The organism is Guyparkeria sp. TX1 (assembly GCF_046523965.1).
Taxonomy (GTDB): domain Bacteria; phylum Pseudomonadota; class Gammaproteobacteria; order Halothiobacillales; family Halothiobacillaceae; genus Guyparkeria.
In genome coordinates, this window is record NZ_CP144142.1 from 158,380 (window position 1) to 171,754 (window position 13,375).

Annotated in this window: 14 protein-coding genes and 1 tRNA gene; 7 read left to right on the plus strand and 8 right to left on the minus strand. The window is 64.9% G+C overall.

Annotated features, from left to right (window positions below):
* Window positions 1-364: 364 nt before the first annotated feature.
* The 3 genes from VWP12_RS00735 to VWP12_RS00745 form a co-directional block, all read right to left on the minus strand.
* Window positions 365-1,030 (minus strand): DUF6691 family protein, encoded by a 666-nt coding sequence (locus VWP12_RS00735; protein WP_410474209.1) that lies wholly within the window; start codon window positions 1,028-1,030, stop codon window positions 365-367.
* The gene (locus VWP12_RS00740) at window positions 1,030-1,542 is read right to left on the minus strand and encodes a YeeE/YedE thiosulfate transporter family protein (protein ID WP_322521093.1); all 513 of its coding nucleotides are present in this window, start codon (window positions 1,540-1,542) and stop codon (window positions 1,030-1,032) included. Before VWP12_RS00740 ends, VWP12_RS00735 begins: the two co-directional genes overlap by 1 nt.
* A gap of 120 nt (window positions 1,543-1,662) precedes the next feature.
* Window positions 1,663-2,688 carry an MBL fold metallo-hydrolase gene (locus tag VWP12_RS00745; protein WP_125199767.1) on the minus strand — a complete coding sequence of 342 codons (1,026 nt, stop codon included), beginning with the start codon at window positions 2,686-2,688 and terminating at the stop codon, window positions 1,663-1,665.
* A gap of 248 nt (window positions 2,689-2,936) precedes the next feature.
* Between VWP12_RS00745 and VWP12_RS00750 the strand changes: the two genes are divergently transcribed.
* Together VWP12_RS00750 and VWP12_RS00755 are read left to right on the plus strand one after the other, a co-directional pair.
* Complete coding sequence (locus tag VWP12_RS00750; protein WP_410474210.1) at window positions 2,937-3,398, plus strand: transcriptional repressor; 462 nt, start codon at window positions 2,937-2,939, stop codon at window positions 3,396-3,398.
* Window positions 3,399-3,430: 32 nt separating this feature from the next.
* Window positions 3,431-4,030: a class I SAM-dependent methyltransferase gene (locus VWP12_RS00755; protein WP_410474211.1), complete on the plus strand. Its 600-nt coding sequence runs from the start codon at window positions 3,431-3,433 to the stop codon at window positions 4,028-4,030.
* Window positions 4,031-4,066: 36 nt separating this feature from the next.
* Here the strand turns inward: VWP12_RS00755 and metW are convergent, their stop codons facing one another.
* From metW to VWP12_RS00780, 5 genes are all read right to left on the minus strand, one after another.
* Window positions 4,067-4,672 (minus strand): methionine biosynthesis protein MetW, encoded by a 606-nt coding sequence (gene metW, locus VWP12_RS00760; RefSeq protein WP_410276672.1) that lies wholly within the window; start codon window positions 4,670-4,672, stop codon window positions 4,067-4,069.
* Window positions 4,669-5,862: a homoserine O-acetyltransferase gene (locus VWP12_RS00765; protein ID WP_410474212.1), complete on the minus strand. Its 1,194-nt coding sequence runs from the start codon at window positions 5,860-5,862 to the stop codon at window positions 4,669-4,671. Before VWP12_RS00765 ends, metW begins: the two co-directional genes overlap by 4 nt.
* Window positions 5,863-5,893: 31 nt before the next feature.
* A complete protein-coding gene (locus VWP12_RS00770) occupies window positions 5,894-6,445 on the minus strand; it encodes a YggT family protein (protein WP_410474213.1) in 552 nt (183 codons plus the stop codon).
* A gap of 85 nt (window positions 6,446-6,530) precedes the next feature.
* Window positions 6,531-7,370, minus strand: a complete 840-nt coding sequence (gene proC, locus VWP12_RS00775) for a pyrroline-5-carboxylate reductase (protein ID WP_410474214.1) — start codon at window positions 7,368-7,370, stop codon at window positions 6,531-6,533.
* Between the two features lie 75 nt (window positions 7,371-7,445).
* Window positions 7,446-8,108, minus strand: coding sequence for a YggS family pyridoxal phosphate-dependent enzyme (locus VWP12_RS00780; RefSeq protein ID WP_410474215.1), 663 nt, complete (start codon window positions 8,106-8,108; stop codon window positions 7,446-7,448).
* Window positions 8,109-8,239: 131 nt separating this feature from the next.
* On the opposite strand from VWP12_RS00780, the gene VWP12_RS00785 reads away from it, so the two are divergent.
* The 5 genes from VWP12_RS00785 (at window position 8,240) to thiO (ending at window position 13,371) form a co-directional block, all read left to right on the plus strand.
* Window positions 8,240-9,289 carry a type IV pilus twitching motility protein PilT gene (locus VWP12_RS00785; RefSeq protein WP_125199336.1) on the plus strand — a complete coding sequence of 350 codons (1,050 nt, stop codon included), beginning with the start codon at window positions 8,240-8,242 and terminating at the stop codon, window positions 9,287-9,289.
* A 141-nt stretch (window positions 9,290-9,430) separates the two neighbouring features.
* The gene (locus tag VWP12_RS00790; RefSeq protein WP_125199335.1) at window positions 9,431-10,576 is read left to right on the plus strand and encodes a PilT/PilU family type 4a pilus ATPase; all 1,146 of its coding nucleotides are present in this window, start codon (window positions 9,431-9,433) and stop codon (window positions 10,574-10,576) included.
* Between the two features lie 93 nt (window positions 10,577-10,669).
* Window positions 10,670-11,824, plus strand: a complete 1,155-nt coding sequence (locus VWP12_RS00795; protein WP_410474216.1) for a PilT/PilU family type 4a pilus ATPase — start codon at window positions 10,670-10,672, stop codon at window positions 11,822-11,824.
* A 261-nt stretch (window positions 11,825-12,085) separates the two neighbouring features.
* Window positions 12,086-12,159: transfer RNA gene (locus tag VWP12_RS00800), tRNA-Gly, on the plus strand.
* A gap of 135 nt (window positions 12,160-12,294) precedes the next feature.
* A complete protein-coding gene (thiO, locus tag VWP12_RS00805) occupies window positions 12,295-13,371 on the plus strand; it encodes a glycine oxidase ThiO (RefSeq protein ID WP_410474217.1) in 1,077 nt (358 codons plus the stop codon).
* The last annotated feature ends 4 nt before the right edge of the window (window positions 13,372-13,375 follow it).

Here is a 13,375-nt window from a genome sequence, read left to right on the forward strand (position 1 = left end):
CCGCCGCGAGCGTCCGGAGCGCAAGGATTGCCACCTCGGGCTGAGGGCGCACACGGATTATCGCCGCGAGCCGAAGGTGCGCAGGGGTTGCCACCGCGGGAAGACGGAGCGCAGGGGTTGCCCCCACGCGCGGAGGGGGCACAGGGATTACCGCCCCGGGTCTGCGCGGCGGCCGATAGCGGCAACATGGTGGTCGCCGCAAGCGAGGCGCCCACGGTGAACGCCATGGCCGGCATGGACAACTTGAGCGCGCGGCGAGCACGCGCTTGTCGGGCGATTTTCTTCGATTCCATCTAATCCACTCTCCTCTAACAAGGGCGGGCAGCCGGGGAGCCATCCCGCAAAATCACGTGGTGCCCCCGACTCAATCGCTGTCGGTGCGCCGCGCGGCGCTGGCTTCGCGACCCAGATCACGACCGAGTTCATCACTCTCGTCAGGGGCACGCCCTTCGGTGATGTCCTCGGCGGTGTACACACCGTGACTGCGCTGCTCGAGTGCACGACCAGCAAAGAAGCCGCCCGCCAGTACCAGCAGCATGGCCGCCACCACCAGCCACGGCGAGACGCCCAACAATTCCGGTACGGTGCGCGCCGATACCTGCGCCCCGTTGACCGCGGCCTGAATGAAATCGCTGTCGTAAACGCCGGCGAAGGCCCAGACACCGATAACCATGCCGAGCATGAACACCAGTCCGTCGATCCGACCACTACCGAGCCCGACCACGGAGGTGCCGGGGCAGTAGCCACCAATGGCGAAACCGGCGCCGATCAGCACGGCACCCAACACGGTGCCCCAGAGATACGTTTCGGCGACGTAGAAACCCTGTGCGCCGAAGGTGTTGTTCGCCTGCAGCAACAGGATGCCGATCGCCGCAACAATGATGGCCGAAAACATGACCTTGAATACCGACCAGTCGGTCAGGCGAAACTGGGCGGTGAGTTTGCAGGGGGAGCCAAAGCCGGCCTGCTCGAGCACGAAGCCGAACAACAGACCGGTGGCCAGTGCGGTACCCGCGGTGCCGTAATCCATTACCAAACCCTCCGCATCAACAGACTGATCAGGATCCCGACCACGAAGAACACGATCAGGAAGACGAAGCCAGCCACGCCCAGCATGGCGGTATTGGACAGGCCGACACCGCTGGTGCAGCCGGCCGCCAGCCGCGAACCGAACCCGGCCAGCAAGCCGCCACCCAGGGCCAGCAACAGACGCGGCGCGACCCCGATGCGACCCGAGCCACGATCAACCTTGACCCGGAAGCGTCCGGAGGAGACCGCCGCGAGGATGGCGCCGATCAGGGTGCCGATGGCGGCAACCACGATCCATGCCGCGAGCGGATTGCCCTGGGCCATCCCACCGAGGTAGGCGTTTTCACGGGTGGCCTCGGGCGCGACCTGAAGGCCGACCTCGGTGGCCACGCGGGCGAAGGCACCGGACGAGCCCATGCCGTTGCCCACCAGCACGAAGGTGAGCAAAACGACCAGGCCGAGCACTATGCCGGCAATAAAGGGGGGCCATAACGGCCGAACTTGGCAAGACATTCCCTGCTGGACCTCCTGGAATCAGCGATTGAAAAAACGTTCCCTGAAGGCCCGCCGATCCGACGGGCCTGTCGACATCAACCTTTAATGGGCGAGTCACCCCGCCATGGCCGCGGCCCGCTAGAAGGCAGCCGCTTCGGCCTCGAGAAACGCCAAGGACGCGTACTTGCCGATGTTCTCGTCGAAGCCATTGGTCACGCGGGCGTAGTACTGCACTCGGTCGTCCTCCAGTGCATATGCCTTGGCCTGATCCGGCCCGGCCATGTCCTCGACGGCCTTCTCGGCGGACTCGTAGATGCCCTGAAAGAAGATGCGGTTGTGTTCGATCAGATCGTTGGCCGGGAAACCGTGCGCCGGAATCCAGAAGGCGCCCGGCACGTTCTGTTCAAGACCGTCGAACGCCTTGAACGTCCCGAGGAAGCTGCCATCGTCCATAAAGGCGATGCGATTGTTCATCGCGATGTCGCCGACATGCACGATCTTCTTCTCCACCAGCTCAAGGCTGATGTCCGACGGGGTGTGAGCGGTGCCGTAGAAGTGGACGCGAATCGTGAGATCGCCGAAGTCGAGTTCGTCGCCGTGGCCGACCACCTTGTTCGGCGGGGTCACCACGGTGCCCTCGATCGCGTTGCCCGTGGAGCGCTCCATCAGGCTGACCCAGAAATCGCCCTGGTTGCTGCGGATGGCCGAAGCGGTCTTTTCGTGCGCGTAGATCGGCACGTCCGGGTTCTCGTTGACGAAGGCGTGGTTACCCAGCCAGTGGTCGCCGTGGTAGTGCGTATTGAAGACCGCCACGATGGGCTTTTCAGTAATTTCACGGATCTGGCGCAAGGCCATCCGGCCGATCTGCAGCGATGCACCGCTGTCGATCACCACGACGCCCTTTTCCGTAATCGCGAAAGTGACATTGCTCATCATCCCCTGGTTTTCCTCGGAGGGGAAACCCCAGGGCGAGACGATCACGTAGACATTTTCGGTGATCTCGGTTGCCGGGATGTCCGGCATCGGCGGCCCTTCGATCACCAGTTCTTCCTCGGCGAACACACGCGAGGACCACGCCAGGGGCGCAGCGGCCAGACCAGCGGTGACCCCGATGTTGCGCAAAAAGCGACGGCGCGTTGCCAGGAACTGCTCTTTGAATTCCATTGCCTTCTCCTCAAATGTGCCCGCCTTCGCCATCGGGGAACCCCCACGCCGGACCCGCCTTTCAAGGCGGCCGATCCGGGGGCGAGCAGGCCAAGTTTATTAGCTGTTTCTAAATAATGATCGCCGTGCCTCGAAATTTCAACGTTGTGGCGATCGACATTGTTGATCCGACGTCAGGTTTACTTCTGTCCACGATGTCGGGCAACTACACTATGATGCCTCATCAGTTTCCGGATAGCGGCGAATTCATGTCCTGCGCCAATCACGACCAGTGCATCGACGATGCCCTCGCCCGCGCCGAGGCGATCTGCGCGCGCTCCGGCGCCCGCCTGACCCCGATTCGGCGCGACGTCCTGCGTGAGGTCTGGTCCAGCCACGAGGCCACCAAGGCCTATGACCTGATCGAACGCCTCTCGAGGCACGGCGACCAGGTCAAGCCGCCCACGGTCTACCGGGCGCTCGACTTCCTGCTCGAACAGGGCCTGATCCACCGCATCGAGAGCCTCAACGCCTTCGTCGGCTGCGAACACCCGCAGGAGCCGCACCAGGCCATCCTGCTGATCTGCGATCAATGCGGCGACATCCTTGAGGAAGACAACCCGGCCGTGCGCGCCGCCCTCGACGAACTCGCCCACCAGACGGGCTTCGCCGCACGCTCGGCGGTAATCGAACTGCGCGGCCTGTGCCGGGCCTGCCGAACCGCCCATTAATCCCATCTCACCCCATCAAACGATCACACCGCATGAGCCCAGCGCCCAACGCCAAGACCATCGCCGCCCTGCGTCGCGACCAGATTATCGACTGCGAATTGCTCGGCCAGCGCCTGACCCTGCATTCCACCTGGGGGCTGTTCTCCCCGCGCGAGATCGACGCCGGCACCCGCCTGCTGCTCGAACACACCCCGATCCCGCCGGCCGGCAGCACCATCGTCGATCTGGGCTGTGGCTACGGCCCCATCGGGGCCACCATGGCCAAGGCCTGCCCGGACGGCCGGGTGATCCTGCTGGACAAGGACTTCGTCGCGGTCGACTACGCCCAGGGCAACCTGGGCCGCAATCGGCTGGCCAACGCCGAGGCCCGGTTGTCCAACGGCCTGTCGGCGGTGGATGGCGAGGGGTTCGATCGGCTCTACTCGAACGTGCCGGCCAAGGTGGGTAAGGAGATGTGGCAGATCATGCTGTTCGACACCTGGCGGGGCCTCAACCGCGGCGGCGAGGTCTGGTTCGTGTCGATCAACGGCCTGCGCGAGTACTTCAAGCGCACGATGAAGGAGCAGTTCGGCAACTACGAGAAGATCAAGCAGGGCAAGACCTACACCGTGCATCGCGCCGTGAAGGAATAAAGGCGGCAGGGCGGTTCGAACCTTCCTCCGGGACTCTCAGACCACTCGTTTGCGGATGCGATAGATCGCGTGCTCGCCGAACCAGTTGGGCAGTGCGCGCAGCAGTGGTGAGCTGCGGCGATTTTGATCGACCACGGCCCGGTCGAGGATCTCGATACCCAACCCCTCGCAGAGCGACTCGAAGTCGCGCAGGGTGCAGAGGTGAATATTGGGCGTGTTGTACCAGGGGTTGGGCAGCGCCTTGGTGGTCGGCATCATGCCCTGCACCCCCAATTGCCAGCGATTGCGCCAGTAACCCATGTTGGGGAAGGTGACGATGCCCTCCGAGGCGATATCCAGCATTTCCCCGAGCAGGCGCTCGGGATGCCGAATGGCCTGGATGGTCTGGCTGACCAGCACGTAATCGAAGCTGTGTGCGCCAAACCAGTCGCGTATGCCGTCATCGAGATCCGCCTGAATGATGTTCAGGTCGGCCGCGACGCCACGGGCAACCCGCTCGTCGTCGACCTCCATGCCCACCCCGCGTACCGAGCGCTCGGCAATAAGGTGGCGCAACAGCGCCCCGTCGCCGCAACCCAGGTCGAGCACACGGGCCCCTTCGCCAATCCAGCCGGTGACGATATCCCAGTCGGGGCGATTCATGCGCCTGTCTCCTCAGTCATGTTGCGGGCAATATTGTCGAAGTAGCCGCGCAGCACCTGGTGGTAGTAGGGAATCGGCATCAGGAACGCGTCGTGTCCCTGGTGCGCCTCGACCTCGGCGTAGGAGACCGACTTGCCCGTGGCCAGCAGCGCCCGAACGATTTCCTTCGAGCGCACCGGCGAGAAACGCCAGTCGGAGGTGAACGACACCACCAGGAAGCGGGCCGTGGCCGGCGCGAGCGCGGTGGCCAGGTCGTCATCGGCCTCGGCGGCCGGGTCGAAATAGTCCAGCGCCTTGGTCATCAACAGGTAGGTATTGGCATCGAAGCGGTCGACGAAGCTGGTGCCCTGGTAGCGCAGATAGGACTCGACCTGGAACTCGACGTCGAAGCCGTACTGCACCTTGCCCGAGCGCAGCTCGCGACCGAACTTGGCCCGCATGGCGTCATCCGAGAGATAGGTAATGTGGCCCAGCATGCGGGCGAGCATCAGGCCACGTCGCGGGATCACGCCGTGTTCGGCGTAGCGCCCATCGTGGAAATCCGGGTCGGTGATGATCGCCTGGCGCGCCACCTCGTTGAAGGCGATGTTCTGCGCCGAGAGCTTCGGCGCCGCGGCGATCACGACCGCGTGGGCAACCGCCTCCGGGTAGCTGATCGCCCACTGCATCACCTGCATGCCACCGAGGCTGCCGCCGGCGACCGCCGCCCAACGGGAAATCCCGAGCCGGCGCATCAGCGCGTGCTGGCTGTTGACCCAGTCGCGCACCGTGAGGATGGGGAAGTCCGGGCCGTAGGGTCGTCCGGTCTCCGGGTTCTCCGACAACGGCCCGGTCGACCCCTTGCAGCCACCCAGGTTGTTCACGCAGACGACGAAGAACCGGTCGGTATCGATCGGCTTGCCCGGTCCGATGGCGGTATCCCACCAGCCCGGCTTGCGGTCCTCGGGGCGGTGCCGGCCGGCGGCGTGATGGTCACCCGACAGCGCGTGGCAGATCAGCACGGCATTGTCGGCCCGCTCGTTGAGCTTGCCGTAGGTCTCGTAGACCAGTTCGTATTCCTCGATCCGGCGACCGCAGTCGAGCAGCAGCGGCGTGTCGATGTGCGCGGTCTGCGGCTCGACCAACCCGACCGAACCCGGCTGGTGCGTCGGGCCGTCGGCCGGCGGATTCTTTGCGGTGGATTCGCTCATCAACGTCCCCTTGGCATTCATCGCGTCGCGTTCAGCCCATCAGCAGGTTGCCGACTACCATCTGGGCGACCTGGATGATCAGCAGCACGGCCAGCGGCGAGAGATCGATCCCGCCGATCGGCGGCAATACGCGGCGAATGGGATCAACCACCGGGTCGGTGAGATCGGCGAGGAAGGCCACGCCGGGCGAGCGATCATTGCCCAGCCAGGAGGCCACCGCGCGCAGCAGCACCGTCCAGAAGAACAGGTTGGTCACCGTCAGAAACGTGAAATAGATCGTGCCGATGAACACCCCGGTACCGGTCATACCCACGCCCTGCATGGCGGTGATCGCCCAGACCATCAACGCCACCATCACCACGCCGAAGACCAGCGCGGCCAGATCGTGGCGACCGACCGGCTTGATCACCGTGCGCAGCGGGTTGAGTACCGGATCGGTGATCTTGACGATCGCCTGGGTGACCGGGTTGTAGAAGTTCGCTTGGAACAATTGCAGGAAATACCGGGCGAAGGCGACGAAGGCCACCAGCTCGAAAAGCACCCGGACCAGAAAAACGCTCGGATCCCCGAAGCTACCGCTCATTCAGAACTACTCGACAGGTTAATGGTTGGGGCCGGCAGGCCGGCCCGAAAACGCCCGGCTCAATCGACCGGATCAATCGACCGGATCAATCGGCCGCGCGATCGTCGACGTCGGCGGCCAGCTCCCGACTGCGGTCACGCGAGGCGCGAATCGCCCGGGCAAAGGCATCGCGCACGCCCGCCTTGTCCAGCGCGGCGATGGCCCGCTCGGTGGTCCCGCCCGGCGAACTGACCCGACGGCGCAACTCGGCCGGCGAGTCGTCTGCAGCCAGGGCCAGCTTGGCGGCACCGAAGACCGTCTCCAGGGTCAGCAGGCGGGCCACGTCAGGCGCCATGCCCATGTCCTCGGCGGCCGCCTGCATCGATTCCATCAGGTAGAAGACATAGGCGGGGCCACTGCCGGACAACGCCGTGACCTCGTCGATCTGCGATTCGTCGTCAAGCCACTGCACCACGCCAACTGCCCGCATCAGCGATTCGGCATCGCTGTGCTGCTCGCGGCTGACCGCCTCGGCGGCGAACAACCCGGCGGCGCCGCAGCCGACCATCGACGGGGTGTTGGGCATCGCACGCACGATCGCGGCATGGCCGTCGAGCCATCGGGCCAGGGCGGCTACCGGGATGCCCGCGGCAATCGAGACCACCAGCTGGCCCGCTGTCAGATGAGGGGCCAGGTCTTCGGCAACCGTCTGCATCACCTGCGGCTTGACCGCCAGCACCACCAGTTGGGCGCCGTCGATGGCCGCGTGGTTGTCCTCGGTCGTCTCCGCACCGAGCTGCTCACCCAGGGCGCGTCGCCGATCGGCATCGGGCTCGGCCACCACGATCGAGGGCCGGGCGCCGGCCGGCGCGTCCTTGAGCATGCCGCCAATGAGTGCGGCAGCCATGTTGCCGCCACCGATGAAAGCTATCCGCGAGGCATTCATTGTCTCACCTGCCCTGTGTGGGTGAATTCTGGACCCAGAAAAATAACACGAATGGCAACCACTGGCCGCGCGCCCTCAGGAATCGCGCTGACCGAACAACGCCGTGCCGACCCGCACGATGGTCGCACCCTCGGCGATCGCTGCCTCGAAATCACCACTCATCCCCATCGACAGGTCGGGCAAGGGCTCGGCCAGTGACGCGTTGAGCGCCGCAAGCTGACCGAAGGCCGCGGTATTCCCCGGTCGCGGGATGCACATCAACCCGCACAGGCGCAGCGTCGGGTATTCGGCACAGGCGGCGACGATGGCGGGCACATCGGCCGGGTCGGCGCCGGACTTGCTCTCCTCGCCGTCGACGTTCACCTGGATCAGGACCTTCAGCGGCGGCAGCGAGAGATCGCGCTGCTCGCCCAGGCGCCGGGCAACCTTGACGCGATCCACGCTGTGGACCCAGTCGAAGTGCGCGGCGATCGCGCGGGTCTTGTTCGACTGGATCGGCCCGATGAAATGCCAGGTCAACGACAGGTCGGCCAGCTCGGGCTGCTTGTCGAGGGCCTCCTGCAGGTAGTTCTCGCCGAAGTCGCGCTGGCCCAGCTCGGCCAGCGCCCGGATCGCCTCGACCGGCTGGCGCTTGCTGACGGCCACCAGCCTGACCTCGCCCGAACCGGCGGGACGATCGGCACTCGCCGCCTCGATGCGCTCGCGGATGCCGTGGTATGCGCTTTCTCGATTTCCCATCTTGCACCTTGTGCGTGTTCGTTTTACCTTGTCTGCAACGAAGGCCGAGCCGCGTCACTGCGGCGCTCCGGGCCTTCGGCAGGCACCACCAATGGACTTGTAACGGGGCCTCCCCCGCAAAGGACGATCGCATGGCCGAATCCCGAGATATCGACTCCCTGCTGATGTTCACCGTCAAGAACGGGGCATCGGACCTCCACCTCTCGGCCGGCGAGCAGCCCCGGGTGCGGATCGACGGCGACATCCGCAAGGTCAACGTGCCGGTAATGGACCACAAGGATGTCCATTCCATGGTGTACGACATCATGAACGACCGGCAGCGCAAGGAGTACGAAGACAACCTCGAGGTCGACTTCTCCTTCGAACTGCGCGGCCATGCCCGCTTCCGTGTCAACGCCTTTAACCAGAACCGCGGCGCGAGTGCGGTCTTCCGCACCATCCCGAGCAAGGTGCTCACCCTAGAGCAGCTCGACGCGCCGAAGGTCTTCCAGGACCTGTGCGACTACCCCAACGGCATCGTCCTGGTGACCGGCCCGACCGGCTCGGGCAAGTCGACCACGCTCGCGGCGATGATCGACTACGTCAACGACCATCGCAACGACCATATCCTCACGGTCGAGGATCCGATCGAATTCGTCCACGAATCGAAAAAATGCCTCGTCAACCAGCGCGAGGTCCATCGCGACACCCACAGCTTCAACGCCGCATTGCGCTCGGCGCTGCGCGAAGACCCGGACGTGGTCCTGGTCGGCGAACTGCGTGATCTCGAAACCATCCGCCTGGCCCTGACCGCCGCGGAGACCGGCCACCTGGTGTTCGGCACGCTACACACCAACTCGGCGGCCAAAACCATCGACCGGATCATCGACGTCTTCCCGTCGGCGGAGAAAGACATGGTGCGCGCGATGCTCTCGGAGTCCCTGCGCGCGGTCATTTCGCAGACCCTGCTCAAGAAGATCAGCGGCGGGCGCGTCGCGGCCCACGAGATCATGCTGGGCACGCCGGCGATCCGCAACCTGATCCGCGAGAACAAGGTCGCGCAAATGTACTCCGCGATCCAGACCGGCCAGGCACAAGGGATGCAAACGCTCGATCAGAACCTCAAGCAGCTGGTCTCGCGCGGCGCGGTTTCCAAGGAACTCGCGCGCGGCCGGGCAAAGAACAAGGACGACTTCAGATAGCGTGCCCAGCGCAATCGTTTGCACTCGGGCGGGTCGCAACGGCGCCGCAAGTGGCAACTCGTAACCTCGCCCGCCTCACCCACACATCTCCGCCATGCCGGCCAGTGCGGCGAGGCGGACAACGCAAGCCGGGAATTCTCGATGGACCGTCAGCAAGCAGCCAACTACGTACAAGCCCTCCTCAAACGGGCCGTTGAACGCGACGCCTCCGACCTGTTCGTCACCGTCGGCGCACCGCCCTCGGCGAAGATCGACGGCAAGGTCGTCCACCTGACCGATCAGAAGCTCTCGGTGGAAAACACCCAGATGCTGGTCCGCTCGATCATGACGGACAAGCAGGTGGCCCATTTCGAGGAATCCCACGAGGCGAACTTCGCCATCGCCCTGCCGGGGATAGCGCGCTTTCGTGTCAATGCGTTCATGCAGCGTGGCAGCGAGGGTATGGTCCTGCGGATGATCCGCTCGGACATCCCCAACTTCGACGACCTCAAGCTCCCCGACGTGCTAGGCGAGATCGCGATGACCGCACGGGGCCTGGTGATCTTCGTCGGCGCCACCAGCTCGGGCAAGTCCACGTCGTTGGCGGCGATGCTCGACTATCGCAACGAAAATTCGCGTGGGCACATCGTCACCATCGAGGACCCGATCGAGTTCGTCCACAAGCACAAGGGCTGTCTTGTCACCCAGCGCGAGGTGGGCGTGGATACCGAATCCTTCGCCGCGGCACTCAAGAACACCCTGCGCCAGGCCCCCGACGTGATCCTGATCGGCGAGATCCGCGACCGCGAGACCATGGACCATGCCATTGCCTTCGCCGAGACTGGCCACCTGTGCCTGGCCACGCTGCACGCGAACAACACCAACCAGGCACTGGACCGCATCATCAACTTCTTCCCCGAAGAGCGGCGTCAGCAGTTGTTGATGGACCTGTCGCTCAACCTCAAGTCGGTCATCTCGCAACGCTTGTTGCGCAAGGCGGATGGCGAGGGCCGGGTTCCGGCCGTCGAGGTACTGATCAACACCCCCCTGATCGGCGACCTGATCTTCAAGGGCGATGTCTCCGAGATCAAGGAAGTGATGAAGCGCTCGCGCGAACTGGGCATGCAGACATTCGACCAGGCCCTGTTCGACCTCTACGACAGCCACCAGGCCGACTACGACGAGGTCATCAGCAAGGCCGATTCCGTCAACGACCTGCGTCTGCGCATCAAGCTGGAAAGCAATCGCGGCCTGCCCAAGAGCCGCCAGGACGACTCCGAAGACGATCTCAAAGTCGAGGCCGACTGACCCGACCGCCAAGGGAAGCTCTGCTCGGCTCAAGACACGCAGAGCCTTATCGGATTCGTGCAGAGCTTCCCTAACTGAACAGGACCCAGCCCCATGAGCCAACTGAGCCTCGAACCCTACCTGAAGCTGCTCGCTGACAAGGAAGGCTCCGACCTGTACTTCTCCAGCGGGACCACGCCCGCGATCAAGATCCAGGGCGAGATGCGCTTTATCGGCAAGGACCGGCTGCGCGCCGGCCAAGTCGAGGAGCTGGCCCGCTCGGTACTCAACCAGCATCAGATCGACGACTTTCTCGAGAACCTGGAACTCAACGTCGCCCTGTCACGACCGGGCATCGGTCGTTTCCGCATGAACGTCTTCATGCAGCGCGGCGAGTGGTCGCTCGTGATCCGCTACATCCAGGCGGAAATCCCGCGCGCGGCCGACCTCAACCTGCCGATGGTGGTCGAGGACCTGATCACCGAACGCCGCGGCCTGATCCTGGTGGTCGGTGCGACCGGCTCGGGCAAGTCCACCACGCTCGCCGCCATGATCGATCACCGCGCCGAGGCGCGCCCGGGACACATCCTGACGGTCGAGGATCCGATGGAATTCGCCTTCAAGCACCGCAACTCGGTGGTCAACCAACGCGAGGTGGGAGTCGACACCCGCTCGTACGCCGCGGCCCTGAAGGAGGCCCTGCGCGAGGCACCGGACGTGATCATGATCGGCGAGGTGCGCGACCGGGCGACCATGGAGCACGCGCTGGCCTACGCCGACACCGGCCACCTTTGCATCAGCACCCTGCACGCGACCAACGCCAACCAGGCGCTCGACCGCATCATCCGCTTCTTCCCGTCCGAGTCGCGCGACCAGTTGCTGATGGACCTGTCGCTGAACCTCAAGGCCATCATTTCGCAGCGCCTGATCATCGGCAGTGGCGGCAAGCGGCTACCGGCGGTGGAAATCCTGATCAACACGCCGCTGATCTCCGACCTGATCAAGCGCGGCGAGGTCGACGCGATCAAGGAGTCGATGGAGAAGAATGCCTCCAGCGGCGCCATGACCTTCGACATGTCGATCCTGGAGCTCTTCAACAAAGGCCTGATATCGCGCGACGAGGCGCTGCAGAATGCCGACAGTCGCAGCAACATGGAATGGTTGATGAGCTTCGGCAGCGGCCAGGACGAACTGAAGGCCGCGGCTGCCGACTCCAGCGGCATCAAGAGCGACAAGTCAGACAGCAACGAACTCCCACCGCTCGACTGATCCCACGCGGCTTGCGTTTGCGCCGACGGGCCCGGATAATTGCCCCCGGTGTGTTCCGCCGCTATTCCTGTAACCTTCAGCGTGTCGGGAAGGGCTTAGCCGCAAGGCATGCTCGCGGGTAATGGCAACGCCCTTGCCAAGAGCCATAACGCCGAGGATGAGCCCTTCGCGGCTCGCCCGACGGGAGCCCGGTTGAATCGGCACTGTCGATTCAACCGGGCTCTGAAGGTCACAGGAATAGCGGCGGGACACACCAATCCTGCGGGTGTAGCTCAATGGTAGAGCAGAAGCTTCCCAAGCTTAAGACGAGGGTTCGATTCCCTTCACCCGCTCCAGTTTTCCCGGACGAAGCCCCGGAGGGGGCGCTGCTTCGGCGCGGCGCCAACACATCTGCCCGCCCCTGATTCATCACCGGCCGCGGGTGGCCCGCCGGCTCGTCCGAATCAGCCGCCTGGTGGCATGATCCTCCCGTGAGCTCGAACCGCTTCGACATCATCGTCGTCGGCGCCGGCATCGCCGGCCTGACCAGCGCGCTCGCGCTGCAGCGCGACGGCGCCAGGGTGGCCGTGCTCGACCGCCATCGCGCTGGCACCGAGGCCTCATGGGCCGGCGGCGGCATCCTCTGCCCGCTGTACGCCTGGCGCTACCCCCAGCCCGTACTGGCCCTCGCCGCCGAGGGCATGCGCCGTTATCCCAATCTGCTCGCCTCGCTCGACTCCAACATCGATCCCGAGCGCTGGGTCAGCGGCATGGAAATCCTCGACCCGGTCGGCGAAGGCGAGACCACCGAGTTGATCAGCGCGACGCTCGCATCGGCCGGGATTGCCCACCAATGGCGCCAGCAAGGGGATGCCCATGCCTTGTGGTTGCCGGAGGTGGCCAACGTGCGCAACCCCTACCTGCTCGACGCGCTTATCGATACCTTGCGCGCCCGCGGCATCAATCTCTACGAGCAATGCGCGGCCGAGGGACTGTTGCTGAATGCTGGACGTGTAACCGGGGTAGCGACCAGCCAAGGGGATCTGCAGGCCGAACGGGTAGTGATCACGGCCGGTGCCTGGAGCGAGGCGCTGATCCCGGGCCTGCCGATGGGCAGCCTGTTCCCGGTTCGTGGACAGATGCTGCGCCTCGAGCCCCGACCGGAGAACGCGCTGGATCGCATCCTGATGGATGACGGCGTCTACCTGATCCCGCGGCGGGACGGCTCGGTGGTGGTGGGCTCGACGGTGGAATACGCGGGCTTCGACAAGACGGTGGATGCCGAGGCGCAGGAGCGGCTGCACGCCCACGCCTGCCGACTCTGGCCGCAACTGGCCGGGGCCCGTATCACGCATCGCTGGGCCGGCCTGCGGCCGGGTTCGAGCGACGAGATCCCGCTGCTGGGGGAGCATCCGTCGATTGCCGGGCTATGGACCAACACCGGCGGCTTTCGCAACGGGCTGGCCATGGCCCCGGCGACCGCCGAACTGCTCGCCGACCGCATGGCCGACCGCCCCACGGCCCTCGACCCGACCCCCTATCGCCTCGAGCGCCTGATCGACGCCTGATGTC

What these genes read in the sequence shown, in the direction of transcription:
- metW (WP_410276672.1), bottom strand. Translation starts at nt 4,672, where the DNA reads ATGAATCGCCCCGACTGGGATATCGTCACCGGCTGGATTGGCGAAGGG.
- VWP12_RS00785 (WP_125199336.1), top strand. Translation starts at nt 8,240, where the DNA reads ATGGCCGAATCCCGAGATATCGACTCCCTGCTGATGTTCACCGTCAAG.
- VWP12_RS00780 (WP_410474215.1), bottom strand. Translation starts at nt 8,108, where the DNA reads ATGGGAAATCGAGAAAGCGCATACCACGGCATCCGCGAGCGCATCGAG.
- VWP12_RS00790 (WP_125199335.1), top strand. Translation starts at nt 9,431, where the DNA reads ATGGACCGTCAGCAAGCAGCCAACTACGTACAAGCCCTCCTCAAACGG.
- VWP12_RS00755 (WP_410474211.1), top strand. Translation starts at nt 3,431, where the DNA reads ATGAGCCCAGCGCCCAACGCCAAGACCATCGCCGCCCTGCGTCGCGAC.
- VWP12_RS00795 (WP_410474216.1), top strand. Translation starts at nt 10,670, where the DNA reads ATGAGCCAACTGAGCCTCGAACCCTACCTGAAGCTGCTCGCTGACAAG.
- VWP12_RS00765 (WP_410474212.1), bottom strand. Translation starts at nt 5,862, where the DNA reads ATGAGCGAATCCACCGCAAAGAATCCGCCGGCCGACGGCCCGACGCAC.
- proC (WP_410474214.1), bottom strand. Translation starts at nt 7,370, where the DNA reads ATGAATGCCTCGCGGATAGCTTTCATCGGTGGCGGCAACATGGCTGCC.
- VWP12_RS00750 (WP_410474210.1), top strand. Translation starts at nt 2,937, where the DNA reads ATGTCCTGCGCCAATCACGACCAGTGCATCGACGATGCCCTCGCCCGC.
- VWP12_RS00740 (WP_322521093.1), bottom strand. Translation starts at nt 1,542, where the DNA reads ATGTCTTGCCAAGTTCGGCCGTTATGGCCCCCCTTTATTGCCGGCATA.
- VWP12_RS00745 (WP_125199767.1), bottom strand. Translation starts at nt 2,688, where the DNA reads ATGGAATTCAAAGAGCAGTTCCTGGCAACGCGCCGTCGCTTTTTGCGC.
- VWP12_RS00770 (WP_410474213.1), bottom strand. Translation starts at nt 6,445, where the DNA reads ATGAGCGGTAGCTTCGGGGATCCGAGCGTTTTTCTGGTCCGGGTGCTT.
- VWP12_RS00735 (WP_410474209.1), bottom strand. Translation starts at nt 1,030, where the DNA reads ATGGATTACGGCACCGCGGGTACCGCACTGGCCACCGGTCTGTTGTTC.